Here is a 25,005-nt window from a genome sequence, read left to right on the forward strand (position 1 = left end):
GTCCCGAGAAAAGGGTGTAGCGGCTTTTCGTCGGGAACAGCGCAAGAATAAAGAGTTACCGCGAAGCTTTGTGCGCCATATTGGGCGCTCGGCGCTCTCGAAGCTGTCAGATACTGATTGACCCTTTCAGCCTCGCGTTTATCCCATGTCTTTGGTAAAACGTGCGACGGCCCGCATATGACAAAATGCAGGGCGTCACAGCAGGATGACAAAAGCCGAAACGGCCTTCACCTGCAAGAATAACGACAAGCGGCAAAGAATTTACGCGCTCCTTGCAAGACGTCTCGGAGAAACACAACAGCGGATCTTGTCAGAACAGGTCCAATATTGCGCATTATTTTCAAAACTCAGGCGGCTGGCGCTTGACCTAACCCGATAAAAAAGCAATTTTTGGGCCAATTGAGACTTCACAAAAACCAAAACAGGAACAAAAGAAGTCCAAGAGGGAATTGTAGGGGAGTTTTTCGTCCGCCATGGCCCTGTCAGCCAATCTTTTCCTTCGCCAAAGTCAGTCGCTGGTGATGACACCGCAGCTGATGCAGTCGATTCAGCTGTTGCAGATGACCCATTTCGAGCTGCTGCAGTTCATATCACAAGAAGTTGAAAAGAATCCGCTGCTTGAAATTGCAGCAGGTGAGCAGAGCATGGGCAATGGGGAGGATCTGCCCCCCTCCCTTCAGGAGATGCCAACGATAGAAGACGGCAGCCCCGTCGCGGCAGAAAGCCTCAGCAGCGACTGGTATGAAGAGACAGGCGAGGCTCACCTTCAGGACCGGCTCGACGCCAATTTCGACGGCGTCTTCACCGATGACGGTGTGCGCCAGGCGGTGGATGCGCCCGACCTTCTTGGCCAGTGGAAATCCATGCCGGGTGGCACGGGCGAAGCTGGCGAAGGCTACGACCTCGACGATTTCGTGGCCGGACGGCTCTCGTTGCGCGATCATATCGAGCAGCAGATCCCCTTTGCCGTGAGCGGCAATGCCGACCGTCTGATCGCCCGTGCGCTTTGCGATCATCTGGATGAGGCGGGCTATCTGCGCACCGAGCTTGCCGACATTGCCGAACCGCTGGGGACGACCGTCAGCGAGGTGGAGCGAGTGCTCACCCTGATGCAGCAACTCGAACCTGCCGGTGTTTTTGCCCGCAATCTCGGCGAATGCCTTGAGATCCAGCTTCGCCAGCGCAACCGGCTGGATCCGGCCATGGCCATGTTGCTCAACCATCTCGATCTTCTGGCCAAACGCGATTTCGTCAGCCTCAAGCGGCTCTGTGGGGTGGATGAAGACGACCTGATCGACATGCTGGCGGAAATTCGCCGGCTTTGCCCAAAACCCGGTGCCAATTTCGATAGCACCCCGCCAGAGACCGTCGCCCCTGACATTCATGTCTTTCCCGGAAAAGACGGCACGTGGCACGTGGAATTAAACAGCGACACCCTGCCAAGGGTTCTCGTCAACAATGCTTATTATGCGCAGGTGAAGCGGCACGGTATACGGCAGGAAGGTGACCAGGCCTTTATCACCGATTGCCTGAACACCGCCAATTGGCTGACCCGCAGCCTGGATCAGCGGGCCAAAACCATCCTGAAGGTCGCAACGGAAATCGTCCGCCAGCAGGACGCATTCCTGCGGCACGGGGTGGACCATCTGCGGCCACTCAATCTCAAAACCGTGGCCGATGCGATCAAGATGCATGAATCGACCGTCAGCCGTGTCACCTCGAACAAATATATGCTGACACCGCGCGGCCTGTTCGAGCTGAAATATTTCTTCAGCGTCTCCATCAGTTCTGCCGAAGGCGGAGACAGTCATTCGGCTGAAGCCGTGCGTCATAAGATCAAAACGCTGATCTCACAGGAAGAACCACAGGCCATTCTCTCCGATGACGACATCGTCGATTTACTGAAAAGCGCCGGTATCGATCTGGCGCGACGCACCGTCGCCAAATACCGGGAAGCGATGAATATCCCCTCCTCCGTGCAGCGTCGGCGGGAAAAGCGCGCCATGGCAAAGACCTGATTGCGGGATCTGGGCCTGCTGCTGGGTTTGACACAGAAAGATCAGGCACATTCACGCAACAGTTTATGCTTAATGGAATATTGACAACTTCTGAAACACTCTCTAAGAGCAGCGGTCAAAGGGAACAGCGAGATAAATTCATGGGCAAAAACAATAAATTAAAGGGGTTTTTGTCTCTATTTCCTGCCATTTCGACCATAGGGTCGGCGCCTGTGTCAAAGGGTCGGCGCTTGATCGGCAGAGGCCGCAAGGGCTCGTTTTCTAACCATAAAGCCCTATCTTGTCCATGATGGAAACGCTTGGATGCGAAGCGAGGTTGGCGTAAGCTCATCTCGTAAATCAAGAAAAGGGAGATACCCATGAGTGTGCGTGTATCCGGCAAACAGATGGAAATCGGCGACTCGTTCCGCCAGCGCATCGAAAGCCAGATTGCCGATGCGGTTGGCAAATATTTCGATGGAGGCTATTCGAGCCAGGTGATCGTTTCCAAATCCGCCTTTCGTTTCTCCGCCGATTGTATCATCCACCTCGACACGGGCATCAATCTCCACGCCACGGGGGAGGCTACGGAGCCGCAGGCGGCTTTCGATGCGGCGGCAGAGCGGATTGAAAAGCGGCTGCGCCGCTACAAGCGCAAGCTCAAGGACCACCATGGCAATGGTACGCCGCTTGAGATTGCCTATACGGTCATGGACGCCATTCCCGAGGACGATGAGGAAGTGCCGGAGAATTTCGCTCCGACCATCGTTGCTGAAAGCACGAAGAAGTTGAGGACCATGTCGGTGGCCACCGCGGTCATGGCACTCGACATGACCGATGAGCCGATTGTGCTGTTCAGAAGCCCCGGCAAGGACGAATTGAACATTGTCTATCGTCGAAACGATGGCAATATTGGCTGGATCGATTCTGCTGCTATCAAAAATTGATTGCCACGATCAGGGCGGCGCCATCCGCCGCCCTGATGCACACAGACCAGGCGGTATAAAGGATTTTGAAATGGCATTGGCAGATCTCCTGCAACAGGATGCAATCATCCCCGCCTTGAAAATCAATTCAAAGAAACAGTTGCTGCAGGAACTCGCCCAGCGTGCCGCGAAAATGACCGGCATTGCTGAAAAGGACATTTTCGACGTCATCCTGCAACGGGAAAAGCTGGGCTCCACCGGTGTCGGCAACGGCATTGCCATTCCGCATGGCAAGCTGAACGCCATCACGAAAATTCAGGGCGTCTTTGCCCGTCTGGATGCACCGATCGACTTCGAGGCGCTGGATGAGCAGCCGGTCGATCTGGTCTTTCTGCTGCTTGCGCCCGAAGGGGCGGGTGCAGACCATCTCAAGGCGCTGTCACGCATTGCCCGCGTGCTGCGCGATCAGGATCTGGTGGCGAAACTGCGTGCCAGCGATTCCGCCACCGCCCTTTATACCTTTCTCAACAGCGACCAGACCTCCGACGCTGCCTGACAGGCTTTCGCTTTCCTGCAAAAAACCCTTCCTGTCGCCTGACAGGAAGGGTTTTTCAGATTGACGGCAAAGATAATAGTTTCACTCAGCCTTGGCTTCCGTTGCGGTCTCAGCTTTCGGGCCACCCTTGGCGACGCCGACCATGGCCGGACGCAAGACCCGGTCGCCAATGGTGTAACCGGCCTGCACCACCTGAAGCACCGTGTTGTTCGCCACCTCGGTGTTGGGAATTTCAAACATGGCCTGATGGAAATTCGGATCGAATTTCTGCCCTTCCGGCTCGATCTTCTTCACACCGTGACGTTCCAGCGCCGACAGCATGGCGCGCTCGGTCATTTCGACACCCTCGATCAGGGCAGCAAGACCGGCTTCGGCAGCGTCACGCGCCTCGGCGGGAACGGCCTCGATGGCGCGGCGCAGATTGTCCGATACGGCGAGCATGTCACGGGCAAAGGCCGTCACGGCATAGGTTTTCGCATCCTTGACATCGCGTTCGGTGCGGCGGCGCAGATTGTCCATTTCAGCGGCAAGCCGCAGGAAGCGATCACGGATCTCGGCGTTTTCAGCCTTCAGCGCCTCCAGAGGATCAGGCTCCGCCGGGGTTTCCTGCCGGGTCTCGGCAGCAGCCTTTTCGCCTTGAACTTCAGCGCCCGTCTCAGTCTCAACGGCTGCGTCAGGTCCGTTCCTGTTGGTATCGTCGGTCATGACGTTCTCCGGAATGATGGTTTCGTTCGTGCCCGATATCAGCGTTCGGCACTGAAAAATCAAGTCTTCCGGGCAATTTCATCGGTGGTTTTGCCACACTCGACCTGCCACCGGTTCCCATACACACCTCAATGGCCGCTCCGCGTCAGCTTGGCCATGATCTGGGCGGTATAATCGACCATGGGAACAATACGGGAATAATTGAGCCGGGTCGGACCAATCACGCCGACAGCTCCGACGATGCGATCGTCACCATCCCGATAGGGTGCAACAATCAGCGACGAACCCGAGAGCGAAAACAGCTTGTTTTCCGAGCCGATGAAAATCCTGACCCCCGGCCCGCTTTCAGCCAGATCGAGAATTTCGATCAGACTTTCCTTACGCTCCAGATCGTCGAACAACAGACGCAGGCGATCGATATCGTCCTCGCCCGCCAACCCTTCGAGAAGATTGGCCCGCCCGCGCACGATGAGCCGCGTCGGCTTGTCATCGCCCTCCCCGGACCAGACGGCAAGACCGCGCTCAACCAAGTCGCGCGAGAGCACATCCAGTTCTCCCGCGACCGCCTGTTTCAGCTTTTCCAGATCCTTGCGCAGATCCTGAATGGTCTGGCCGGTCAGATGGGCATTGAGGAAATTGGCGGCTTCCGTCAATTGCGAGGCGGTGACGCCTGCGGGCAGATTGATGATTCGGTTTTCAACCTGATTATGCTCACCCACCAGCACAGCCAGCGCCTTGGCCGGCTCCAGACGGATGAATTCCACATGCTTGAGCACGGGATCGGATTTGGCGGCAATCACCAGACCTGCACCGCGCGACAGGCCGGAAAGCATCCGGCTCGCTTCATTGTAAAGCGTTTCCACCGGCTGATCCTCGGACGAGCGCATCTGCCGCTCGATCGAGCCGCGCTCTTCTTCCGACAGCCTGCCGACCTGCATGAAGGCATCGACGAAAAACCGAAGGCCCGTCTGGGTGGGCAGGCGACCAGCGCTGACATGCGGCGAATAGATCAGTCCCAGCTCTTCCAGATCGCTCATCACATTGCGCACGGAAGCCGGAGACAGCGGCATGGGCAGGATGCGCGACAGATTGCGCGAGCCGAGCGGCTCACCCGATTCCAGATAGGTTTCGACGATGCGGCGGAATATTTCCCGGGACCGCTCATCCAGAGAAGCGGCGGCGTCACCTGCCCTGATCGCGTCCTTGCCCATCATGCTCCTTCACAAAGCGTTTTATCCCTTGGATAATATAATCGGTGCCAAGGCGATAACAACGGCTTTTCAGCAGCAGCCGGGCGCATTCCTGTCCATAAATCCGCCTTTTCCTTTGCAAAAGCGCGACGCGCCCCTTAGAAGGCCATTAAACAGAGGAAGGAAGACAGTCATGCGGCCGTCCGGCAGAAAAACCGATCAGATGCGTAAGGTGACATTCGAGCGCAATTTTTCCAGACATGCGGAAGGCTCCTGTCTGGTGAAATTCGGCGACACCCATGTTCTGTGCACGGCAAGCCTTGAAGAAAAGACCCCACCATGGCTGCGCAACAGCGGCAAGGGCTGGGTGACAGCCGAATACGGCATGTTGCCGCGCGCCACCGGCGAGCGGATGAAGCGTGAGGCCGCTTCCGGCAAGCAGGGCGGACGCACCCAGGAAATCCAGCGTCTGATCGGCCGTTCGCTGCGCGCCGTCGTCGATCTCGAAGCCTTGGGCGAGCGGCAGATCACGCTCGACTGCGACGTGATCCAGGCCGATGGCGGCACCCGCACCGCCTCGATCACCGGCGCATGGATTGCCCTTCATGATTGCCTGAAATGGATGGAAAGCCGCAATATGGTCAAGGTCGAGCGCGTGCTCAAAGACCATGTCGCCGCGATTTCCTGCGGGATCTTCGCCAGCCAGCCGGTGATCGATCTCGATTATCTGGAGGATTCGTCTGCCGAAACCGATGCCAATTTCGTCATGACCGGCCAAGGCGGCATTGTCGAAATTCAGGGTACGGCGGAAGGCAAGCCGTTCAGCGAGGAAGAATTCCTCACCCTGCTCGGCCTTGCCCGCAACGGAATTGCCGATCTGGTGACCATGCAGAAACAGGCAATCGCCTGAAGGAAGACACGCCATGTCCCCTGCCTCCCAGTCGCTGCCGGTTGAAACCGTTCTGGAAACGGCCCTTTATGCCGCCGATCTCGATGCGGCAGAGGGCTTTTATGGCGGCGTGATCGGCCTGACAAAAGTGCGGCGGGAAGATCATCGCCATGTGTTTTACCGTTGCGGTGAGGGCATGGTGCTGATCTTCAATCCGGCGGAAACGGTCAAGCCCGCGCCCGCCGGTGCGCTGCCTGTGCCATCCCATGGTGCCAAAGGTCAGGGTCACATCTGTTTTTGCGTGGCTGAAGCGGATATGGACACCCTTGCCGAGCGGCTGAAAGCCGCTGGCATTGCCATCGAGGCCGATTTTTTCTGGCCGAACGGCGCACGCTCGCTCTATGTGCGTGACCCGGCCGGCAATAGCGTCGAATTTTCTCAAAAACGCCTGTGGGGCATCGACACGGACGAAGCATAAGGCCTTAGGACAGGGGACGGACCATGCGCAGACTCGACACCAGAACCATCGTCGTCGCCAGCCATAATGAGGGCAAGATCGCCGAAATCGCCGATCTGATCGGCCCCTTCGGCTTTTCCGCCAAATCGGCCCGTGAGCTGAATTTTATCGAACCGGAAGAAACCGGCACGACATTTGAGGACAATGCCGCAATCAAGGCGCTCGCCTCGGCCAAAGCCTCCGGCCTTCCGGCGCTGTCGGACGATTCCGGCCTGGTGATCGATGCTCTGGATGGAGCGCCCGGCGTCTACACCGCCAACTGGGCCGAGCGCGCAGATGGCAGCCGCGATTTCGTCATGGCCATGAACAAGGTGGAGAAAGCGCTTCAGGACAAGGCTGCGCTGACGCCGGAGGCCCGAACCGCCCGTTTCGTCAGCGTGCTGTGTCTGGCCTGGCCGGATGGCCATACGGAATTTTTCCGCGGCGAGATCGAAGGCGTGATTGCGCCCGAACCGCGCGGCACGTCCGGCTTCGGCTATGACCCGATCTTCGCACCGGAAGGGCATGACCGCACCTTCGGGGAAATGACGGCACAAGAAAAACATGGCTGGAAACCCGGCGAGCCTCAAGCGCTGTCGCATCGCGCCCGCGCCTTCAAGCTCTTCGTCGAAACCTGTCTGGCGGCCTGACCCCCATGGCCGAGCCGACCGCGCTTCTTCTTCCCGATACCGGCGAGCCCGGCTTTGGCGTTTACATTCACTGGCCGTTTTGCGCGGCCAAATGCCCCTATTGTGATTTCAACAGCCATGTCCGGCACCAGGGCATAGACCAGCCACGGTTTACCGCTGCTTTCCTCACCGAAATGGAGGAAATGCGCGCTTTGAGCGGGCCGAAAACCGTGACCAGCATTTTTCTCGGTGGCGGCACGCCCTCGCTGATGGACCCGGCCACTGTGGGCGCGATCCTGGATGGTATTGCCCGTTTCTGGACGGTTCCGCGCGGCATTGAAATCACCATGGAGGCCAATCCGACCAGCGTCGAGGCCGAACGCTTTCGCGGCTATCGGGCCGCCGGCGTCAACCGGGTTTCGCTTGGCGTTCAGGCGCTGAATGATCGCGACCTGAAATTTCTCGGCCGTCTTCATTCGGTCGAGGATGCGTTGAAAGCGGTGAAACTGGCACGGGAGATTTTCCCGCGCATGTCCTTCGATCTGATCTATGCCCGGCCCGACCAGACAGTGAAAGACTGGGAGGCAGAGCTGAACCAGGCCATTTCCCATGCGGCCGATCATTTGTCGCTCTACCAGTTGACCATCGAGGAAGGCACGCCATTTTACGGACTGCACAAGGCAGGCAAGATCATCACGCCGGATGAAGACCGCGCTGCCGAGCTTTACGAGGCCACGCAGGCGATAACCGCCGCTCAGGGCCTGCCTGCCTATGAAGTATCCAACCATGCCCGCCCCGGCGCAGAAAGCCGCCATAACCTGACCTATTGGCGCTATGGCGATTATGCCGGTATCGGCCCCGGCGCGCATGGGCGGCTGACAACGGGACAGGGCAAGCTTGCCACCGCCACCGAACGCCATCCCGAAACCTGGCTGGACGAGGTGGAGAAAAACCGCCACGGCATGGTGGATCAGGAACTTCTGGACCGCGACGAACAGGCTGATGAGCTGCTGTTGATGGGCCTTCGCCTGCGTGAAGGCGTCGATCTTGCCCGCTGGCAGGACTTGTCCGGGCGCGATCCCGACCCCGAGCGCGAGCGGTTTTTACTGGAACACGGTTTTATCGAACGGCTGGGCAATTCCCGTCTGCGCTGCACCCCGAAGGGCATGCTGGTGCTGGATGCCGTGGTCGCTGATCTCGCCTCCTGACGGCACCGTCTCTGACAGACATCAGGTGCTTGCCACACCACGCAGGCGCCGCCAGAGCCGCCCGTCAATTGCGAGAAGTCCGAGAGCGATCAGAACCATGCCGACGAGATGGCGTGGCGCGACCTGTTCGCCAAGGACCAGCGCACCGAGAAAAAGGGCGCTTGGCGGGATCAGAATGGTGACCAGCATGAGATTGGTGGCACCCGCCGTTTCAAGAATGCGGAAATAGAGCGTATAGCCGATGGCCGTCGAGAGCAGCGCCAGACCGGCAATCGCGCCAAGGGTTTCAAGACCCGGCATGGGCAGGCTGAAAGGATGCTCGAGCAGGAGCGTAACGGGAGCCAACAGGATGGCCGAAGTCGTGACCTGACCGGCCGCCGGCAAAAGCGGCGGCAAGCCCATGCGGCGAAAACGGCGTCCGTAAAGACCGGCAAAGGCATAGGAAACCGCCGCTGCCAATACAGCCAGCTCCCCGGCCAGCGAACTGCCCATATGCTGGACGACAGCCGGGCCGATCATCACCACCACGCCAGAAAAGCCAATCAGCACCCCGGCAAGGCGGTTGGCCGTGAGCTTTTCATCTGCCGTCAGATAATGGGCCAGCACCACACCGAAGAGCGGTGTCGTCGCATTGAAAATCGCCGCAAGCCCTGCCGCAATATGGGTCTGCCCCCAGACGATCAGGGTGAAGGGGATGGCGTTGTTCAACAGCCCCATGCCGAGAAAGGCCAGCCATATCTGCGGCGAACGTGGCACTTCCATGCCTTTGAGCCGGACGATCAGCCAGAGAGCAATTGCAGCAAGGCTGACGCGCGCCAGAACAATGGTCAAAGGCGGCCAGACCTTGACCAGAATGCCGATAAACAGAAAAGACCCACCCCATAGCAGCGAAAGCAACACCAGCATTGCCCATTCCGCTGTCGTCATTTGTTTTGTCGCCATAGCACATCTCCGAGGTTTCCCTCAAAACGACAGAGGGATTGATGGAGACGCCACCCGTTTTTCGGTTGCTCGCGCGCTCCATTTCATGTTGACTTTTTCTGTGCTATTTCTTTTTCAACGCTTGAACAAACGAGTAATTCTCTGCTCGGCATTGAGTTTTTCTAAAGCATGAATTCTGTCCTTCCTCCTCTCTCCGCACTTCGGGCCTTTGAGGCGTCAGCACGGCATGGAAGCATGAAAAAAGCCGCTGAAGAACTGCATGTCACCGCTGGTGCCGTAAGCCTGCAGATCAAGACATTGGAAGCGTTTCTCGGTCTCACACTCTTTCTTCGCCAGCCCCGTTCCCTTGAACTGACGCGCGAGGGCCATGACTATTTTGCGTCCCTGCGGATCGCCTTCCGTCTGATGCAGGAGGCAACCGCAGCCATCAAAGCCGGCAATCGCCAGGAAATCGTTGTGTTGAGCTGCACCACGGGCTTTGCCATCCAATGGCTGCTGCCACGACTGGAGCAATTCAACCTCCGGCACCCGGAGATCGATCTGCGCATCGGCACAACGGGCCGTCTGGTGGATTTCGACAGAGACGGTATCGACCTTGCCGTGCGCCATGGTCTGGGCGTCTGGAAGGGACTTGTGTCGGAACGGCTGGTGGATGACGATATGCTGGTCGTTTGCAGTCCCGATCTGGCCCGGACACTCGGCAACCCGGCCCGGCCTGAGCAATTGCAGCACCACACCCTCATCCATGATGTGAGCCGTGAAGATTGGCGTCTATGGCTGGAAGCAAATGGACTGAAACCTGCGCATTGGAAACAGGGGCCGGTGATTGCCCCAGACAGCAATGGTGCACTGGAGGCTGCGCGTGCCGGTTTGGGCTTTGCCTTGATGCGGAGCAGTTTTATTGAGCACGACCTCCGAGAAAAGCGTCTTATCGCACCCTTTCCAGCATCCCATAGAAGCCAGATGGCCTATTACCTTGCCTATCCAGCAACATCTTTGCAGAGAACCGCAACACGACAGGTCAGGGACTGGCTCATGGCCGAAGCCTCTGCTCCGCAGCCGCCAGAGCCAAACGAGATGTAAGTCATATCTCACGCAAACCCGCCGCAACATGCTGCGTTTGATAAAATGCACCATGCAGTTGCTATCGGCAGGTTGACCAGAGCATTTCAGCAAACACATTGAGACTGTCAGGTTCATAGAGCATCGGATCGAAAATCGGTTGGGATCCGACGCTCTAAAGCATGTCGCGTTTCATTGTCCTCAATGAAACGATAACGTATATGCGGCAAAACAAAGACTTAAAGCACGTTGCGTGAGGCTGATAAGCCGCAACGTGCTTTAGAGTTTGTTGATACACCGGATTTTACCGAAAACCTGTTCCCACGTTTCGGTCGATGCTCTAGAGCGTTTCCAGTATCACCGGAAACGCTCCAGCAGGATCATTCGTTGATCAGACGGCGCAGCAGTTCGATTTCCTGCGACAGCTTCTGATCTCCGGAAATCAGTTCCTCGATCTTGCGCACAGCATGCAATACCGTGGTGTGATCGCGCCCACCGAAACGGCGACCGATTTCCGGGAAGGAGCGCGGCGTCATGGTCTTCGACAGATACATGGCGATCTGTCGCGGCTTGACGATAACGCGGGTGCGCCGGTTCGACACCAGTTCCTGACGCGACACATTATAGTGGCGGGCGACGATACGCTGGATATCCTCAATGCGCACCCGCTTCTGATCGGATGCTCCGACGAGATGGGCCAGCAATTCATCGACGCGGTCGATGGTCAGATTGGCCTCAAAGGAGCGCCGGAACACCAGCTGATTGAAAGCCCCTTCCAGATCACGACCACTGCTGGCGACATTGCGCGCCACATGAGCGAGAATCTCCACCGGAATATCCAGCGAAGGATCGTCCTTGCGCGCGGCCTCCAGACGCGATTTCAGCATATCGAGGCGCATCTCGTAATCGGGCGCTTCCATTTCGATGGCGACACCGCCCTGCAGACGCGAGCGAACGCGCTGATCGAGCGATTCCAGCTCCCAGGGCGCGCGGTCAGCAGCCACGACGACCTGCTTGGCGCTGTCGAGCAGCATGTTCAGCAGATGGCAGAATTCATGCTGGATGGTCTTACCCTGCAGAAACTGCATATCGTCGATGATCAGAAGATCGATATTGCGCAGCGAATCCTTGAGCGAAAGCGCGTCATTGTCACGAATGGCCGTGGCAAAGCGCCACATGAAATATTCCGCCGTCAGATAGACGACACGCGGCGCCCGCGGGCTATTGATCGCCGCATTGGCAATGGCCTGCAACAGATGGGTCTTGCCCAGACCAACGGAGGAATGGATGAAGAGCGGATTGAAGCGCACTGCGCCAGCACCGGCCTCGGCAATGGTCTTGGCGGCGGCAACGGCCACACGGTTCGACGAGCCTTCGATGAAACCGTCAAAGGTGAAACGGCTATCCAGCGGCGATCCGAACAGCGGACCCTGAACGCTGGCGGTTTTTTGCGGGGCAGAAACGGTCGGCAGCACCGAGGCCACCTGCTGGGCACTGGACGGCACAGACCGCTTTGCCGTCGATGCGGCAGAAGCCTCAACGGCCTGACCACGGTCATCTGCTGCGCGCACATTGCGGCTGGCGCTGCGCACCAGAATCTCAACCTTGAGAATATCCGGGTTTTCGCCCTGAAAAATCGAGGTGATCAGATCGAGATAACGATTGTTGATCCAGGACTTGAGGAAGGTTGTCGGAACGGACAGGCGTACAACACTTTTCGATGCCGAATGCAGTTTCAGACGTCCAAACCAGCTGGCAAACACATCGGGCCCGACCTGAGCCTTCAACAGAACGCAGAACCGCTCAAACAATGCGTCATGCCGGATTTCAGCCCCCTCGCTTTCATGGCCAATGGCCTCATCACTGGCGAGCTGCCCATCCCCATTGGCCGCTGAATTCGCCGTTACCATCGTCATATGCATATCGCCGCCTTCCAATCTTCAATCCCGGCCGGCCATCGATCATTCGTGGCCGACAATTTATTTCTCTCAGGGAACGACACCCGCCACCCGTCAGCAGCGTCCGTTCCAGACCATCAAAGCCCTGCAACCCGATAAAGTGACTGTCAGGCTGAAAGTCGCCAGATTCACCAGGAATTGGACAGACTTTTCTTCAAGCTCGCCAAAGCCTTTGATCTTTCGGAAAACGGCTTACCGAAATCCTCAACCAAAATGCCAACAGTTACCCAGACGCCCCCGTCCGTGTTCCCATCACCTGCAGCAAGATCCAACACCTTAAACCAGGAAAGCAACATACCGACACGCGACATGCCCTGTCCCCGGATTCCTTTTGCCAGATACGTGGCGCAACGCCATCTTTCCGGCAAAATCGGCCCAATCAAACCGCTGAGGTGATCATCAGGTCACATATGCCCAGCATCGTGCCAAAATATGACACACATTCCTGTCAGCACACCTGTCATCCTCGTACATGAAAGGCGGCTGTCTTTCCGGTCTCCTCTCGTTTCCGTTCAAGGCTCGACACCATTTCCGGGGAAATGGCAGACAAAAATCAAGTCACCACTTTCGCAAAACGAAAATGGACGCAACTCAAATCAAATGTGTGAGAAAACGGAACAGATCGTTCCGCCTGGGAGAAGACACTTCTGAAAAACCGTTTTTTTAAACTCAGTTTTCTCGAAAAGGGTCACTGCCCTCGCCTCTCTTGAAAACCATTTAGTCAGGATCGGAGGCGGAGATCAACAATGAATTTTACCTAAAATTAAGAGCCCGCCATTGACTCTGCAAGGCAAGCTTCCACAGCCTAAAACGCCAAAAAAGAAATGCTTTTGAATCAAGGAGTTTGTGACGCGACCTCTGGGGAAGAGGGCAAAAGTGCAAAAAATAAAAAAATAACTTGACTCTCTTTCCGGGCCGCCTGCCGTAAAGGAAAGGGGCCGCAAGGATACGATCCTCGCACATGCCATTGAAATCAATGGAATTTTCCCGTCACGCAGATGACATTGAACGGCAAGTTTTCTCTATTGCGCATTCAGGCGGACCAGAATCATAAAAAGCCCGGCACACCTGCCAGGCTTTATAAAAAAACCGAATTTATGACGAAAATCAGGCTGCCAGGGCCTTAACCCGACCGGCAAGGCGGGAAATTTTACGCGATACAGTGTTCAGATGCATGACACCCTTTGAAGCTGCGCGATGCAACTCAGGCTGAGCTACCTTCAAGGCTTCAGCAGCAGCGGCAGCATCGCCTGATGCGATGGCTTCTTCGACCTTACGCACGAAGTTGCGCACGCGCGAACGGCGGCTCTTGTTGATTTCAGTGCGGCGAGCGATCTTGCGGGTCGCTTTTTTAGCCGAAGTCGTATTGGCCATTTATGTCTCTCTCAATCTGTTCTGACCTGACCCCACTCGTGTCGCAGCGTCGTTCCCACCCGCCTATGCAGGTGATCACGGCCGACAATCAAGGGAGCAATCGGACAAAAGCCATAAGCTTTCCTAACTGTGGGCGGTGCTATAACCGGAAAGATCGCCGCCGTCAACGCCGTTCTCGTGCTTTATTGCATGGCATGGGTCGACTTTGCCGCTTTGTCATCTCTGGCAGCGTGCGCAATGAAAGGTGGAACGACCCGACTGGAGGATACGCTCCACCTTTCCTGTGCAGCCGGGCGTGCGGCAATCCTGCCCTTCCCGGTCATAGACATTGAAACTGTGCTGGAAATAGCCAAGGCTGCCATCGGCGCGGATATGATCGCGCAAAGTCGATCCGCCGGCGGCAATGGCCTCATCGATGACGGCGCGAATGGCATCGGACAGCAGCACCAGCGCCGGCAGTGGTTCGCCCGCCTTGCCGACCAGCATTCCTGCCGGCGTTTGCGGCGAAAGGCCCGCCCGCCACAGGGCCTCACAGACATAGATATTGCCGAGGCCTGCTATTGTGCGCTGATCGAGCAAGGCGGCTTTCAGGGGTTGCGCCTTGCTTTTAAAGCGTCCTGCGAGATAAGCGGCATCGAACCCATTTCCGACAGGCTCCGGCCCGAGCCCGCCCAGTGCCGGATGCTCCTGCATGACGCGCCGCTCCAGAATATCCATGAAGCCAAAACGGCGCGGGTCGTTATAGATCACCCGCACCGGCCTTCCGTTTGCGGCCACAAGGTGAAAAATGACATGATCGTGTTTTTCGTCACGCGAGCGGGCCATGTGAAACTGGCCGGGCTGTCGGGCATCGCCCCCGGCCTCGACCCGATAGGAGCCGGACATGCCGAGATGGGAGAGGATGGAAAAACCATCGTCCAGATCGATCAGCAGATATTTGGCCCGGCGCGACAATGCGACGATCCGCCGCCCCGCCACCCGCCCGGCCAGCCCTTCGGGCAAGGGAAAGCGCAGGTCTGCGCGCCTGAGTTCAAGCCTTTCGATAAGGCCTGCCTCCATCACGGGCGCCAGTCCGCGTCGGACCGTCTCCACCTCTGGCAATTCCGGCATGATATCTCCATGTTTTTGTTTCGGCGCCGGTCAGGATGGTCTATGGACTGTCTCGACCGGTGACGTTCTGCTTCTATATAGAAGCTGGATCGGCCAGGCCAAAGGTTTGATCGACCCCACGTCCCGCGGGTGCGAACGACCCTTTCCTGCGGACCCTTTGTACAGACCAGTCAAAAGGCAGTTCCCGGCACGAACGGGCGTTGCAGCAGACACGAGGCAGATGGAGTGAAACGATGACGGCAAGCCGGACCCTGGCCGAAGGCGGCATGGAAACATCCTATGGTTTTCGCGATGTCGCGGAAGGTGAAAAACAGGGCCTCGTCAACGAGGTGTTTCACAAGGTGGCCAAGCGCTACGACATCATGAACGACGTGATGTCGGCGGGCATGCATCGTCTGTGGAAGGATGCCATGGTGGCAGCGCTTCATCCGTCGAAAAACCCGAGCTACAAAGTCCTGGATGTGGCAGGCGGCACAGGCGATATCGCCTTCCGCATCGTCGAAGCCTCGAAGCGTCAGGCACATGTGACCGTGCTCGACATCAATGCCTCGATGCTTCAGGTCGGCGAAGAACGCGCAGCCAAGAAGAGGCTGAGCGACAATGTGACCTTTGTCGAAGCCAATGCCGAAGCGCTACCCTTCGAGGACAACAGTTTCGATGCCTATACGGTCGCCTTCGGCATCCGCAATGTACCGCGCATCGATACGGCGCTGTCGGAGGCTTTCCGCGTGCTCAAACGCGGCGGACGTCTGCTGGTCCTGGAATTTTCCGAGGTGCAGCTTCCCGTTCTCGACGAGGTTTACGACCAGTGGTCGTTCAAGGCCATTCCGAAATTTGGCCAAATGATCACCGGCGATGGCGAACCCTATCAGTATCTGGTGGAATCGATCCGAAAGTTTCCCAATCAAAAGGATTTTGCCCGGATGGTGGAGACCGCAGGCTTTTCCAGAGTGGCCTATACCAATTACACCGGCGGCATTGTGGCGCTGCATTCCGGCTGGAAAATCTGACGACAGGGTAGAGGCTGCGGTCCAATCGTGGCGATGCGGCGTGTGACCGCGGTTCGATGAGGTTTCATGAGTACGTTCAGCGCTTATCTCCGGCTGGTCAAGGTCGGGTGGATTCTGCTTCGTGAAGGGGTGATTTCGGCCCTGCCGACGGACGGCCTGCCACCGGCGGCCGTGATGGTGAAATCCGCCCTCAGTCTTCTCGAGCGCAAGCGAAAGATAAGCTCGGTCCGATCCGACCGCCTGTCGCGCGCGGTCGAGCGGCTCGGGCCCTCCTATGTCAAGATCGGCCAGTTCCTCGCCACCCGTCCGGATGTGGTGGGGGCGGAGCTTGCCGCCGATCTGACCGGTCTGCAGGACCGTATGACCTTTTTCCCGATGGAAGACGCAAAGAGCGCCATCCAGAATTCGCTCGGTCGCCCGGTCGATGCGCTCTACACGTCCTTCGGTGCACCGATCGCCGCCGCCTCCATTGCCCAGGTCCATCCCTGTCAGGTCGACACGCCGTCGGGAGCGCGCAAGGTGGCGGTGAAGGTCATCCGGCCCGGCGTGCGCCGCCGTTTTGCCGGCGATATTGAAGTCATGTATCTGGTTGCGCGGCTGCAGGACCTGTTTCTGCCGCATATGCGCCGGCTGAAGCCGGTCGAGGTGACGAAGGCGCTGGAACAGACCACCAAGCTGGAAATGGATCTGAGGCTCGAAGCCGCCGCCCTGTCGGAACTTGCGGAAAACACAAGCAAGGATCCGGGTTTCCGTGTGCCGGAGGTGGACTGGGAGCGCACCGGTCGCGACGTCTTGACCATGGAATGGATCGACGGCGTCAAGATGTCGGATGTCGAGGGGCTGAAAGCCGCCGGTCACGATCTCGATGCGCTGGCCGATACGCTGATGCAATCCTTCCTGCGCCACACGCTGCGCGACGGCTTTTTCCATGCCGACATGCATCCCGGCAATCTCTTCGTCGATGCAAAGGGTGTCATCGTCGCCGTCGACATGGGCATCAGCGGTCGGATCGGCAAGAAAGAGCGGCGGTTTCTGGCGGAAATTCTCTATGGCTTCATCACCCGCGACTATATGCGGGTGGCAGAGGTGCATTTTGAGGCGGGTTATGTACCCTCACACCAGAATGTCGCCAGCTTCGCTCAGGCCATCCGCGCCATTGTCGAGCCGATCCACGGCCAGCCCGCCGAAACCATTTCCATGGCAAGGCTTCTGACGCTGCTGTTCGAGGTGACGGAACTCTTCGACATGGCGACGCGGCCCGAACTGGTCATGCTGCAAAAAACCATGGTGGTTGTGGAGGGTGTCTCGCGCATGCTCAATCCGCGCTTCAACATGTGGAAAGCGTCCGAACCGGTCGTCGCCAGCTGGATAAGGGACAATCTTGGCCCGAAACGCCTGCTGGTCGATGTGCAGGATGGCGTCAAGGCCGCTTTGCGCGTGGCCGAAGCCCTGCCCGACATTGCCGCCAAGACCGAGAAACTGCACAGCGAATTGATGCATATGAGCGAGCACGGCCTGCGCTTCGATGCTGAAACGGCAGAGGCCATCGGCAAAGCCGAAGCGCGCCACAGCCGCAGCGGACGGCTGGCGCTCTGGGTCATCGCGCTCAGCCTGCTGGCCATTGCCCTGCATGTGTGAGGGGCCTTTTCAGGACAGCCTGACGGGTCTTCTCACATAGGTTCCGAGACAAGGGGGATAAGACCATGCCTGCCACCAACCGGAATTTCGTCCGCTCCAGCCTTGTCATGCTGGGCCTTGGCTGTCTTCTGCTGCTCGGACTGATCGGGTCTTCGCTCTGGATGGTCGACAAGACCCGAACCACCTTCAATGCCGTCGTCACTGAACAGGCCATTCGCCGCACCAGCGCTGATCTGATGCAGACCCTGACCAATGCCGAAACCGGCCAGCGCGGTTTTCTTCTGACCCTGGATACCGCCTATCTGACGCCCTACAAGGAAGCGATCAAGGAGGTCTCCGCCCAGATGGAGGCGCTGATTGCCATCACGCCGCCGCAGGACGAGCGCAAGGCTGAAATGACGGGGTTGAAAAATCTGGTTCACGCCAAGCTTGAGGAACTGGCTAAAACCATCGTCATGGCCAATAACGGCGAGGTCGCCGACGCACTCACGGAGGTGCGCAGCGGCTATGGCAAAAAATTGATGGATCAAAACCGGGCCATTCTCGACCATATCCGCGACATTTCCGACCGCAAGATGAATGAGGCGATTACCCGGCAGCTTGCGGTCAACACCATGCTGACCTGGTTCGGGCTGGGGGTTGCCCTTGCCATTCTCGCCGTTGTCGGTGGAGCAATCCTCATCGTTCTCGACCATGTGAAGGATTTGTCCCGCGCCCGACGGGAGGTGGAGGACCTCAATCAGGGGCTGGAGGAACGGGTGCAGGAGCGCACGGAAGATCTCATTCAGGCCAATCAGGAAATCCAGCGTTTCGCCTATATCATCACCCACGATCTGCGCGCACCGCTGGTGAATATCATGGGTTTTACCGCCGAGCTGGAAACCGCTCTCAAGGCGCTTCAGACCTATGTTCTGGCCGATGGCAAGGACCTTTCGCCCCAGGATATCGAGGATGCCCGGCTGGCTGCTGCCGAAGACCTGCCGGAAGCCATCGATTTCATCCGCTCGTCCACCCGCAAGATGGACGGACTGATCAATGCCATTTTGAAGATTTCCCGCGACGGACGCCGGCAATTGAAACCGGAACCTTTCGAGCTGAAAGAGGCCATCGAAGCAACCGCCGCCAGCGTTCACCATCAGATCAGCGACAATGGCGGTGAAACCCTGATCGAGGCTGGCGACCTCACCATCATCTCGGACCGGCTTTCGCTCGAACAAATCCTTGGAAATCTTTTCGATAATGCTATCAAGTACAAGTCACATGACAGACCCCTGCAACTTGGCGTCACGGCCACTGCCGAAGGGCGGCATTTCGTCAGGATAGAGATTGCAGACAATGGCCGCGGCATTGCCAAGGAAGACCACGAGCGTATTTTTGAACTTTTTCGCCGTTCAGGCCAACAAAATCAGGTTGGCGAAGGGATAGGACTTGCTCATGTACGCTCTCTGGTGCGAAACCTGGGTGGAGAAATCACAGTTCGATCGGAACTGGGTGTCGGCTCAACCTTCATCCTGCGGTTTCCGCGAGACCTTTCTAAACTGGTAAGGAGTTGAGTATGAAAGCTGTTGGCCGCGAAGTCACCATTGTCATGGTCGAGGATGATGAGGGGCATGCCCGTCTGATCGAAAAGAATGTGCGCCGCGCCGGCGTGAACAACGAAATCCTGCCTTTTACCGACGGCAATTCAGCGCTGGATTATATTCTGGGACCGGACCGCTCCGGTGAGGTCTCGTCCGAGCGCTATCTTCTGATCCTGCTCGATCTCAACCTTCCAGACATGTCCGGCACCGATATTCTGGAGAAGGTGAAGAACAATCCGCATACGCGCCGCCTGCCGGTCGTCATTCTCACCACCACCGATGACGAGCGCGAAATCCAGCGCTGCTACGATCTCGGCGCCAATGTCTATATCACCAAGCCGGTCGATTATGAGAATTTCGCCCATGCGATCCGGCAGCTCGGCCTGTTTTTCTCCGTCATGCAAATTTCCTGAATTTCGTGTCGTCAGCCATGAATGTCCGCGTTCTTTACCTCGACGATGATCCGGCGATCGTGCGCCTCGTGCAGAAGGCCCTCGGGCGCAACGGGCATTCCGTTATTCATGCCGAAGACCTCGACAGCGCACTTGCCCTGCTGGCTGAGGACCGTTTCGATGCCATTGTCCTCGACCACTATCTCCAGGCCATGACCGGCCACGACGTGCTGGCGCGGCTGAGAGGCGAAGGCGTGACCTTGCCGGTCGTCTATGTCACCGGGTCGAACGAAGCGCAGGTGGCCATTGATGCCATCAAGGCCGGCGCATCCGACTATGTGATCAAGACGGTGGACGGGGATTTCCTGCCGCTTCTGACCAGCGCCATCGAGCAATCGGTGGACAATGCCCGTCTGCGAGCGGAAAAGGCGCGCGCGGAAGAAGAAATCCGGCTGGGCAAGGAACGCGCTGAAGCATTGCTGGCCGAAGTCAATCATCGTGTCGCCAACAGTCTGGCGCTGGTGGCAAGCCTGATCCGGCTGCAGATCGCCAATGCCCGCAATGATGAGATCAAGGCTGAGCTTGCCGAAACCCAGGCACGGATCACCGCAATTGCCGGTATGCATCGCAGCCTTTACACCTCCCATGATGTCAGCCGCGTCGATCTCAACATCTATACCGCCCATCTGGTGAACGAGCTGGCCAGTTCGCTTGCCAATCCGGAAAAGAAGATCGATGTGCGGGTCGAGGCCGATCCCATCGTGCTGAAATCCGACCGGGCCGTGTCGATCGGCATGATCGTCACCGAACTCGTCACCAATGCCTTCAAATATGCCTATCCGGAACGCTCGGACGGCGAAATCCGCGTGCGGCTGAAACAGGTGGCAGAAGACCGGGCACTTCTGACGGTGGAGGATGACGGCGTCGGCATCAATCCGGCGGCAGCGCCGAAGGGAACCGGGCTTGGCAGCCGGATCATCAAATCCATGGCTGCGTCGCTCGGAGATGGTTTGAGCTATGATGAAACCGGCCACGGCACCCTTGCCCGCGTGCCGATCACGCTCGGATAAGCGGAAAGGGCGCGTCATGAGCCTTGAGACCAAAAGCCTTCACGGCAAACGGATTCTGCTGATCATCAGCGGCGGCATTGCCGCCTATAAAAGCCTCGATCTCATCCGGCGGCTCAAGGAACGGGGGGCCGAGGTGCGACCGGTAATGACGGCTGCTGCCCAGCACTTCATCACGCCGCTGGCCGTTGGCGCCCTGTCTGCCTCTCATGTCTATACAGAGCTGTTTTCGCGCGAGGATGAGCAGGATGTCGGTCATATCAGACTGGCGCGGGAATGCGATCTGATCGTCGTGGCGCCCGCGACTGCCGATCTCATGGCGAAAATGGCCAACGGGCTGGCGGACGATCTGGCCTCCACCGTGCTTCTGGCGGCCGATCGCCCGGTTCTGATCGCCCCGGCGATGAACCCGAAAATGTGGGCGCATCCGGCAACGAAGCGCAATGTCGCAACCTTGAAAGCCGATGGCCTCACGTTCATCGGGCCGATGGCGGGTGAAATGGCGGAAAAGGGCGAAAGCGGTCTTGGCCGCATGGCCGAACCGCTGGAGATCGTCGCTGCCATTGAAGCGCTCCTCACGCCTGCGGAAAAACCGCTTTCCGGCAAGACCGCCATCGTCACCTCCGGGCCAACCCATGAACCCATCGATCCGGTGCGCTATATCGCCAACCGTTCCTCTGGCCGTCAGGGGCATGCGATTGCCAGCGCCCTTGCCCGTCTCGGCGCAGAGGTCACGCTGGTCTCCGGACCCGTCACGCTTGCCGATCCGCATGGGGTGAAAACCATCCATGTCGAGACGGCAGAGGAGATGCGCCAGGCGGTGCTGGCTACCTTTCCCGCCGATCTGGCGGTGATGGTCGCTGCCGTCGCCGACTGGCGGGTGGCCACAGCGTCAGAGCACAAGATCAAGAAACAGCCCGGCGATGCCGCCCCCACGCTTCAGATGGTTGAAAATCCCGACATTCTCAAAGAGGTCGGTCATCATCCAGAGCGACCTTCACTGGTGGTGGGCTTTGCCGCCGAGACCCGCAATGTCGAGGAAAACGGTAAGACGAAACTCGCGCGCAAAGGCGCTGATCTGATCGTCGCCAACGACGTCTCGCCCGCCACCGGCATTATGGGCGGCACGCAGAACAGCGTCAGCCTGATCTTTGCCGACCGCGTCGAACACTGGCCGGACATGACCAAGGATCAGGTGGCCGAAAAGCTTGCCCTGCGCATGGCCGAGATGTTTCTGGCAAAAACCTGACTTACAACAACACCATGCCGATCACCGCGCCAGCGGCCAGAACGACAAGCGGATGAAGCCGCGTGGCGATCATCAGAGCGGCGGAAGCGGCTGTCACGGCTGCGAGCAACAGGCTTGTGACCGAGGCATGGGTGATGATGGCGGCACTGGCGGCGACAAGACCGGCCGTCATGGGCTGCAGCCCGCCCATAACGATCTTGCGCCAGGGCTTATCCTTGTAACGGTCCCAAAGGGTCAGCGCACCCGCCGTGATCAGTGAAGACGGACCGAATTTGGCAATTGACGTCACGATCAGACCGGACAGGCCGGCGATATGCCAGCCAATCAGTGGAACGACCATCATATTGGGACCGGGTGCGGCCTGCGCCAGCGCAAAGAGCGCGCTGAACTCGCTGGCGCTCAACCAGTGGTGCACATCGACCACTCGGCGCTGCATTTCCGGCAAGATGGCATTGCCGCCGCCAAAGGCCATCAGAGACAGTTCGGCAAAGACAACCGCCAGAGAGACAAGCAAAGGGCTCATTTCGAAGCCCTCCAGCTCAGCAGGATGGAGAAGGGCGCAAGCACCAGCAGCGTCACGATCATCGGCAGGCGCAGGAGCGCAATGGCGCCGAAACAGATCAGCATGACGAGAACCGCATGCGGCTTTCTGATCAGCGGCCGTGCCATTTTGTAAGCCGTGGCGATCAGAAGACCGGCCACCGCCGCTGCCAGACCGGCAAACAGATGCTGCACGACACTGAGATCATGATAACGGTCATACAACACGCCGAGACAGAGCACGACCGCCGTCGGAGCCGCAATCAGTCCGCTCATGGCGGCAAGCGCACCGCGCCATCCGGCAAAGCGCAGGCCGACAGCAACCGACAGATTGATGATGTTGCCGCCAGGCAGAAACTGGCACAGCCCCAAAAGATCGGTAAATGCCTCTGGTGAAAGCCAGCGCTTTTCTTCAACCAGCATCCGCCGCGCCATCGGCAGAACGCCGCCAAACCCCATCAGGCCAAGGCTGAGGAAGCCGGAGAAAAGTGCAGCCGGTCCGGGATGGATTTCCGCGGACAGATCGAGAGGAAGAGCATCTGACATTGTTCTTGTCCTTATTGCATGCCATGTCGATACGCCTGTCTCGTGCCTATGTCCAATATATGGAAAATGCCTTTTCCATATGATAAAGATATCGCATGATCGAACTTCGCCACCTTCGTTACGCCATTGCTGTTGCCGAGACCGGCCATATGACCCGCGCTGCCGAAAAACTCGGGCTGCAACAGCCGCCGCTCAGCCAGCAGATCCGTAATCTGGAGGAGATGGTCGGCACGCCGCTGTTTCACCGCCTGCCGCGCGGCATGGCCCTGACCGAAGCGGGCGAGGCTTTCCTTGTGCGGGCACGCCAGATTATCGCCGATGTCGATCAGGCGGTGGATGCGGCCCGACGGGCAGCACGCGGCGAAACCGGGCTGCTTGCTATCGGCTTCACCAGTTCCGCCGCCTTTCATCCACTGGTCGCCCGTGTGGTTCGGGCGCTGCGCCAGAGCGCGCCCGATCTTGGGCTGCGGCTGGAGGAAGGGTCTACTGATGAATTGCAGGAAGCACTTGTGACCGGACGGCTGGATGCGGTTTTCATCCGCTTTGCTTCGGAACGGCTTGCCGGCTTTCACGTCGAAGCGCTCACTTCGGAACCGATGGTTCTTGCCCTGCCGGATACCCATGTGCTGGCGCACTCAAAACCCAGCAGTATCGATCTTGCCGATCTGGCGCAGGAGACCTTTATTCTTTACCGCAGGCTATCGGCACAAGGCCTTTACGACAGGATCATCGCCGCCTGTCAGAAAGCTGGCTTCAGCCCGAAGGTGGAACAGGAAACGCCGAAAATCGTCTCGACGCTGAGCCTTGTGGCGGCGGGGCTAGGGGTCTCGATCATTCCGCGTTCCATGGCACGTCTGGAAACTTCGGGCGTGGCCTATTGCGATTTTCATCAGGGCAGCAACATCGAAGCGCCGCTTTATCTGGCCTGCCGAAAGCCTTCGGCAAGCGGGGCCTTACGCAACTTCGTCGCCGAAGTCAGGCGGCAGGCTGAGCACGATGAGGATGGGCAAGATCGGGACGGGATGCAGGTGTGAAGGGCACGACCGTCAAGCCGTTATCGCCGAGCTTGAGGCCACTGGCAGGCGGAATTTCCATCCAGGCATCGGCTTCATCGGTCAATGGTTCGGATACAAGACAGGTCCCGCCCTTGTTTCCCATCGACCCGGCATAAAGCGTCGGTGCAAAAGCATCGGTGGAATAGCGCACGGCATAAAGGGTTTTGCCATCGGAGAAGGCGGCGGTGAAGCGCACTTTCGCTTCGCCCACCATGTGACGGCTCAAGTCCTCGACAAAGCCGATCGCTTCGCTCATCGCCGCAAGCGGGCGTTCCTTCATACCGAATTGCATGGCCAGCAGAAACAGAAGTTCGGAATCGGTCGTGCCAGTGCGGGCATTGAAATGTTCGTCATCCAGCATCGCCTCCATTGAGCGGCGGATGCGGTCGAAATGATCGATCTGGCCGTTATGCATGAAGGACCAGGCACCATGGACGAAAGGATGGCAATTGTCCCGCCGGGTTGCGCCATGGGTGGCGGCGCGCACATGGGCCAGAAACAGCGGTGAGCGGATCTGGCGGGCAATGCTTTTCAGATTGCAATCCGACCAGGCAGGCAACACATCGCGAAACCGTCCCGGCTCCTCCCGGTCACCATACCAGGCGAGCCCGAAGCCATCGGCATTGGTGGAGGTTTTGGCGCGGGTGGCACAGACGGACTGCTCGATCAGCGAATGGGCGGGCGACGACACCAGCTCTTCCAGAAAGAGCGGTTCTCCCCGATAGGCTGCCCAACGACACATGGTATAAAGCTCCGCACTGCCGCCTTCAGACGCGGCCAGTATAATGGTGAGGCAAGAGAGTGAACGAAATCTGAAGTTAAGATATTTTATGTCAGATTCTTGACGGAAGCGGCAATCACATTTTGCGGCGCAAAATAATATTTG

The 25,005-nt window shown here is 58.2% G+C and carries 25 protein-coding genes; 15 read left to right on the forward strand and 10 right to left on the reverse strand.

Annotation, left to right across the window (positions count from 1 at the left end):
* The first annotated feature begins 473 nt into the window (after nucleotides 1–473).
* The 3 genes from rpoN to ptsN all read left to right on the forward strand — a co-directional run bounded on the left by rpoN (nucleotide 474) and on the right by ptsN (nucleotide 3,479).
* Nucleotides 474–2,018 (forward strand): RNA polymerase factor sigma-54, encoded by a 1,545-nt coding sequence (gene rpoN / locus NAC44_RS04475; protein ID WP_250938181.1) that lies wholly within the window; start codon nucleotides 474–476, stop codon nucleotides 2,016–2,018.
* A gap of 359 nt (nucleotides 2,019–2,377) precedes the next feature.
* Nucleotides 2,378–2,944 carry a ribosome hibernation-promoting factor, HPF/YfiA family gene (gene hpf / locus NAC44_RS04480; protein WP_250938191.1) on the forward strand — a complete coding sequence of 189 codons (567 nt, stop codon included), beginning with the start codon at nucleotides 2,378–2,380 and terminating at the stop codon, nucleotides 2,942–2,944.
* Nucleotides 2,945–3,014: 70 nt separating this feature from the next.
* On the forward strand, nucleotides 3,015–3,479 hold the full coding sequence (ptsN, locus tag NAC44_RS04485; RefSeq protein ID WP_250938193.1) for a PTS IIA-like nitrogen regulatory protein PtsN: 465 nt from the start codon (nucleotides 3,015–3,017) through the stop codon (nucleotides 3,477–3,479).
* An 81-nt stretch (nucleotides 3,480–3,560) separates the two neighbouring features.
* Here ptsN and grpE read toward each other — a convergent pair whose 3' ends face one another.
* Nucleotides 3,561–4,184 carry a nucleotide exchange factor GrpE gene (gene grpE, locus NAC44_RS04490; protein ID WP_250938195.1) on the reverse strand — a complete coding sequence of 208 codons (624 nt, stop codon included), beginning with the start codon at nucleotides 4,182–4,184 and terminating at the stop codon, nucleotides 3,561–3,563.
* Between the two features lie 128 nt (nucleotides 4,185–4,312).
* The gene (gene hrcA / locus NAC44_RS04495; RefSeq protein ID WP_420839882.1) at nucleotides 4,313–5,395 is read right to left on the reverse strand and encodes a heat-inducible transcriptional repressor HrcA; all 1,083 of its coding nucleotides are present in this window, start codon (nucleotides 5,393–5,395) and stop codon (nucleotides 4,313–4,315) included.
* Between the two features lie 172 nt (nucleotides 5,396–5,567).
* Here hrcA and rph point away from each other — a divergent pair, with 172 nt between their 5' ends.
* From rph to hemW, 4 genes are read left to right on the forward strand one after another with little or no spacing between them, the layout of a single operon-like run.
* Nucleotides 5,568–6,284, forward strand: coding sequence for a ribonuclease PH (rph, locus tag NAC44_RS04500; RefSeq protein WP_250938217.1), 717 nt, complete (start codon nucleotides 5,568–5,570; stop codon nucleotides 6,282–6,284).
* Nucleotides 6,285–6,297: 13 nt separating this feature from the next.
* Nucleotides 6,298–6,741, forward strand: coding sequence for a VOC family protein (locus tag NAC44_RS04505; RefSeq protein WP_420839871.1), 444 nt, complete (start codon nucleotides 6,298–6,300; stop codon nucleotides 6,739–6,741).
* Nucleotides 6,742–6,764: 23 nt separating this feature from the next.
* Nucleotides 6,765–7,409 (forward strand): RdgB/HAM1 family non-canonical purine NTP pyrophosphatase, encoded by a 645-nt coding sequence (rdgB, locus tag NAC44_RS04510; RefSeq protein ID WP_250938229.1) that lies wholly within the window; start codon nucleotides 6,765–6,767, stop codon nucleotides 7,407–7,409.
* Between the two features lie 5 nt (nucleotides 7,410–7,414).
* Nucleotides 7,415–8,596, forward strand: coding sequence for a radical SAM family heme chaperone HemW (gene hemW / locus NAC44_RS04515; protein ID WP_250938231.1), 1,182 nt, complete (start codon nucleotides 7,415–7,417; stop codon nucleotides 8,594–8,596).
* Between the two features lie 21 nt (nucleotides 8,597–8,617).
* Here the strand turns inward: hemW and NAC44_RS04520 are convergent, their stop codons facing one another.
* Entirely contained in the window at nucleotides 8,618–9,538 is a 921-nt protein-coding gene (locus NAC44_RS04520; protein WP_250938233.1) for a DMT family transporter, read from the reverse strand.
* A gap of 168 nt (nucleotides 9,539–9,706) precedes the next feature.
* Here NAC44_RS04520 and gcvA point away from each other — a divergent pair, with 168 nt between their 5' ends.
* Nucleotides 9,707–10,621, forward strand: coding sequence for a transcriptional regulator GcvA (gene gcvA, locus NAC44_RS04525; RefSeq protein WP_250938235.1), 915 nt, complete (start codon nucleotides 9,707–9,709; stop codon nucleotides 10,619–10,621).
* 359 nt (nucleotides 10,622–10,980) lie between these two features.
* On the opposite strand, the gene dnaA is transcribed toward gcvA, so the two are convergent.
* The 4 genes from dnaA to mutM all read right to left on the reverse strand — a co-directional run bounded on the left by dnaA (nucleotide 10,981) and on the right by mutM (nucleotide 15,042).
* The gene (gene dnaA / locus NAC44_RS04530; RefSeq protein WP_250938237.1) at nucleotides 10,981–12,522 is read right to left on the reverse strand and encodes a chromosomal replication initiator protein DnaA; all 1,542 of its coding nucleotides are present in this window, start codon (nucleotides 12,520–12,522) and stop codon (nucleotides 10,981–10,983) included.
* Between the two features lie 164 nt (nucleotides 12,523–12,686).
* Nucleotides 12,687–12,869: a hypothetical protein gene (locus NAC44_RS04535; protein ID WP_250938239.1), complete on the reverse strand. Its 183-nt coding sequence runs from the start codon at nucleotides 12,867–12,869 to the stop codon at nucleotides 12,687–12,689.
* 796 nt (nucleotides 12,870–13,665) lie between these two features.
* Entirely contained in the window at nucleotides 13,666–13,932 is a 267-nt protein-coding gene (gene rpsT, locus NAC44_RS04540; RefSeq protein WP_250938241.1) for a 30S ribosomal protein S20, read from the reverse strand.
* Between the two features lie 216 nt (nucleotides 13,933–14,148).
* Complete coding sequence (gene mutM, locus NAC44_RS04545) at nucleotides 14,149–15,042, reverse strand: bifunctional DNA-formamidopyrimidine glycosylase/DNA-(apurinic or apyrimidinic site) lyase (protein ID WP_250938243.1); 894 nt, start codon at nucleotides 15,040–15,042, stop codon at nucleotides 14,149–14,151.
* 233 nt (nucleotides 15,043–15,275) lie between these two features.
* Here mutM and ubiE point away from each other — a divergent pair, with 233 nt between their 5' ends.
* The 6 genes from ubiE (at nucleotide 15,276) to coaBC (ending at nucleotide 21,978) form a co-directional block, all read left to right on the forward strand.
* A complete protein-coding gene (ubiE, locus tag NAC44_RS04550; RefSeq protein WP_250938245.1) occupies nucleotides 15,276–16,052 on the forward strand; it encodes a bifunctional demethylmenaquinone methyltransferase/2-methoxy-6-polyprenyl-1,4-benzoquinol methylase UbiE in 777 nt (258 codons plus the stop codon).
* A gap of 66 nt (nucleotides 16,053–16,118) precedes the next feature.
* Nucleotides 16,119–17,690, forward strand: a complete 1,572-nt coding sequence (gene ubiB, locus NAC44_RS04555) for a 2-polyprenylphenol 6-hydroxylase (RefSeq protein WP_250938247.1) — start codon at nucleotides 16,119–16,121, stop codon at nucleotides 17,688–17,690.
* A 65-nt stretch (nucleotides 17,691–17,755) separates the two neighbouring features.
* Nucleotides 17,756–19,243, forward strand: a complete 1,488-nt coding sequence (locus NAC44_RS04560) for a sensor histidine kinase (RefSeq protein WP_250938249.1) — start codon at nucleotides 17,756–17,758, stop codon at nucleotides 19,241–19,243.
* A gap of 2 nt (nucleotides 19,244–19,245) precedes the next feature.
* On the forward strand, nucleotides 19,246–19,683 hold the full coding sequence (locus tag NAC44_RS04565) for a response regulator (protein ID WP_250938251.1): 438 nt from the start codon (nucleotides 19,246–19,248) through the stop codon (nucleotides 19,681–19,683).
* Nucleotides 19,684–19,700: 17 nt separating this feature from the next.
* On the forward strand, nucleotides 19,701–20,732 hold the full coding sequence (locus tag NAC44_RS04570) for a sensor histidine kinase (protein ID WP_250938253.1): 1,032 nt from the start codon (nucleotides 19,701–19,703) through the stop codon (nucleotides 20,730–20,732).
* Nucleotides 20,733–20,748: 16 nt separating this feature from the next.
* On the forward strand, nucleotides 20,749–21,978 hold the full coding sequence (gene coaBC / locus NAC44_RS04575; protein ID WP_250938255.1) for a bifunctional phosphopantothenoylcysteine decarboxylase/phosphopantothenate--cysteine ligase CoaBC: 1,230 nt from the start codon (nucleotides 20,749–20,751) through the stop codon (nucleotides 21,976–21,978).
* Between the two features lies 1 nt (nucleotide 21,979).
* On the opposite strand, the gene NAC44_RS04580 is transcribed toward coaBC, so the two are convergent.
* On the reverse strand, nucleotides 21,980–22,501 hold the full coding sequence (locus NAC44_RS04580; RefSeq protein WP_250938257.1) for a chromate transporter: 522 nt from the start codon (nucleotides 22,499–22,501) through the stop codon (nucleotides 21,980–21,982).
* Nucleotides 22,498–23,064 carry a chromate transporter gene (locus tag NAC44_RS04585; protein WP_250938259.1) on the reverse strand — a complete coding sequence of 189 codons (567 nt, stop codon included), beginning with the start codon at nucleotides 23,062–23,064 and terminating at the stop codon, nucleotides 22,498–22,500. Before NAC44_RS04585 ends, NAC44_RS04580 begins: the two co-directional genes overlap by 4 nt.
* 95 nt (nucleotides 23,065–23,159) lie before the next feature.
* Between NAC44_RS04585 and NAC44_RS04590 the strand changes: the two genes are divergently transcribed.
* Entirely contained in the window at nucleotides 23,160–24,098 is a 939-nt protein-coding gene (locus NAC44_RS04590; RefSeq protein ID WP_250938260.1) for a LysR family transcriptional regulator, read from the forward strand.
* Here NAC44_RS04590 and NAC44_RS04595 read toward each other — a convergent pair.
* Entirely contained in the window at nucleotides 24,040–24,861 is an 822-nt protein-coding gene (locus tag NAC44_RS04595) for a class II glutamine amidotransferase (RefSeq protein ID WP_250938262.1), read from the reverse strand. The genes NAC44_RS04590 and NAC44_RS04595 overlap by 59 nt on opposite strands.
* Nucleotides 24,862–25,005 lie beyond the last annotated feature (144 nt).

This window comes from Allorhizobium sonneratiae (genome assembly GCF_023700755.1).
GTDB classification, from domain to species: domain Bacteria; phylum Pseudomonadota; class Alphaproteobacteria; order Rhizobiales; family Rhizobiaceae; genus Allorhizobium; species Allorhizobium sonneratiae.

Coding starts and splice junctions, on each gene's coding strand:
- rpoN (WP_250938181.1), top strand. CDS start 474: ATGGCCCTGTCAGCCAATCTTTTCCTTCGCCAAAGTCAGTCGCTGGTG.
- hpf (WP_250938191.1), top strand. CDS start 2,378: ATGAGTGTGCGTGTATCCGGCAAACAGATGGAAATCGGCGACTCGTTC.
- ptsN (WP_250938193.1), top strand. CDS start 3,015: ATGGCATTGGCAGATCTCCTGCAACAGGATGCAATCATCCCCGCCTTG.
- grpE (WP_250938195.1), bottom strand. CDS start 4,184: ATGACCGACGATACCAACAGGAACGGACCTGACGCAGCCGTTGAGACT.
- hrcA (WP_420839882.1), bottom strand. CDS start 5,395: ATGGGCAAGGACGCGATCAGGGCAGGTGACGCCGCCGCTTCTCTGGAT.
- rph (WP_250938217.1), top strand. CDS start 5,568: ATGCGGCCGTCCGGCAGAAAAACCGATCAGATGCGTAAGGTGACATTC.
- NAC44_RS04505 (WP_420839871.1), top strand. CDS start 6,298: ATGTCCCCTGCCTCCCAGTCGCTGCCGGTTGAAACCGTTCTGGAAACG.
- rdgB (WP_250938229.1), top strand. CDS start 6,765: ATGCGCAGACTCGACACCAGAACCATCGTCGTCGCCAGCCATAATGAG.
- hemW (WP_250938231.1), top strand. CDS start 7,415: ATGGCCGAGCCGACCGCGCTTCTTCTTCCCGATACCGGCGAGCCCGGC.
- NAC44_RS04520 (WP_250938233.1), bottom strand. CDS start 9,538: ATGGCGACAAAACAAATGACGACAGCGGAATGGGCAATGCTGGTGTTG.
- gcvA (WP_250938235.1), top strand. CDS start 9,707: ATGAATTCTGTCCTTCCTCCTCTCTCCGCACTTCGGGCCTTTGAGGCG.
- dnaA (WP_250938237.1), bottom strand. CDS start 12,522: ATGCATATGACGATGGTAACGGCGAATTCAGCGGCCAATGGGGATGGG.
- NAC44_RS04535 (WP_250938239.1), bottom strand. CDS start 12,869: ATGTCGCGTGTCGGTATGTTGCTTTCCTGGTTTAAGGTGTTGGATCTT.
- rpsT (WP_250938241.1), bottom strand. CDS start 13,932: ATGGCCAATACGACTTCGGCTAAAAAAGCGACCCGCAAGATCGCTCGC.
- mutM (WP_250938243.1), bottom strand. CDS start 15,042: ATGCCGGAATTGCCAGAGGTGGAGACGGTCCGACGCGGACTGGCGCCC.
- ubiE (WP_250938245.1), top strand. CDS start 15,276: ATGACGGCAAGCCGGACCCTGGCCGAAGGCGGCATGGAAACATCCTAT.
- ubiB (WP_250938247.1), top strand. CDS start 16,119: ATGAGTACGTTCAGCGCTTATCTCCGGCTGGTCAAGGTCGGGTGGATT.
- NAC44_RS04560 (WP_250938249.1), top strand. CDS start 17,756: ATGCCTGCCACCAACCGGAATTTCGTCCGCTCCAGCCTTGTCATGCTG.
- NAC44_RS04565 (WP_250938251.1), top strand. CDS start 19,246: ATGAAAGCTGTTGGCCGCGAAGTCACCATTGTCATGGTCGAGGATGAT.
- NAC44_RS04570 (WP_250938253.1), top strand. CDS start 19,701: ATGAATGTCCGCGTTCTTTACCTCGACGATGATCCGGCGATCGTGCGC.
- coaBC (WP_250938255.1), top strand. CDS start 20,749: ATGAGCCTTGAGACCAAAAGCCTTCACGGCAAACGGATTCTGCTGATC.
- NAC44_RS04580 (WP_250938257.1), bottom strand. CDS start 22,501: ATGAGCCCTTTGCTTGTCTCTCTGGCGGTTGTCTTTGCCGAACTGTCT.
- NAC44_RS04585 (WP_250938259.1), bottom strand. CDS start 23,064: ATGTCAGATGCTCTTCCTCTCGATCTGTCCGCGGAAATCCATCCCGGA.
- NAC44_RS04590 (WP_250938260.1), top strand. CDS start 23,160: ATGATCGAACTTCGCCACCTTCGTTACGCCATTGCTGTTGCCGAGACC.
- NAC44_RS04595 (WP_250938262.1), bottom strand. CDS start 24,861: ATGTGTCGTTGGGCAGCCTATCGGGGAGAACCGCTCTTTCTGGAAGAG.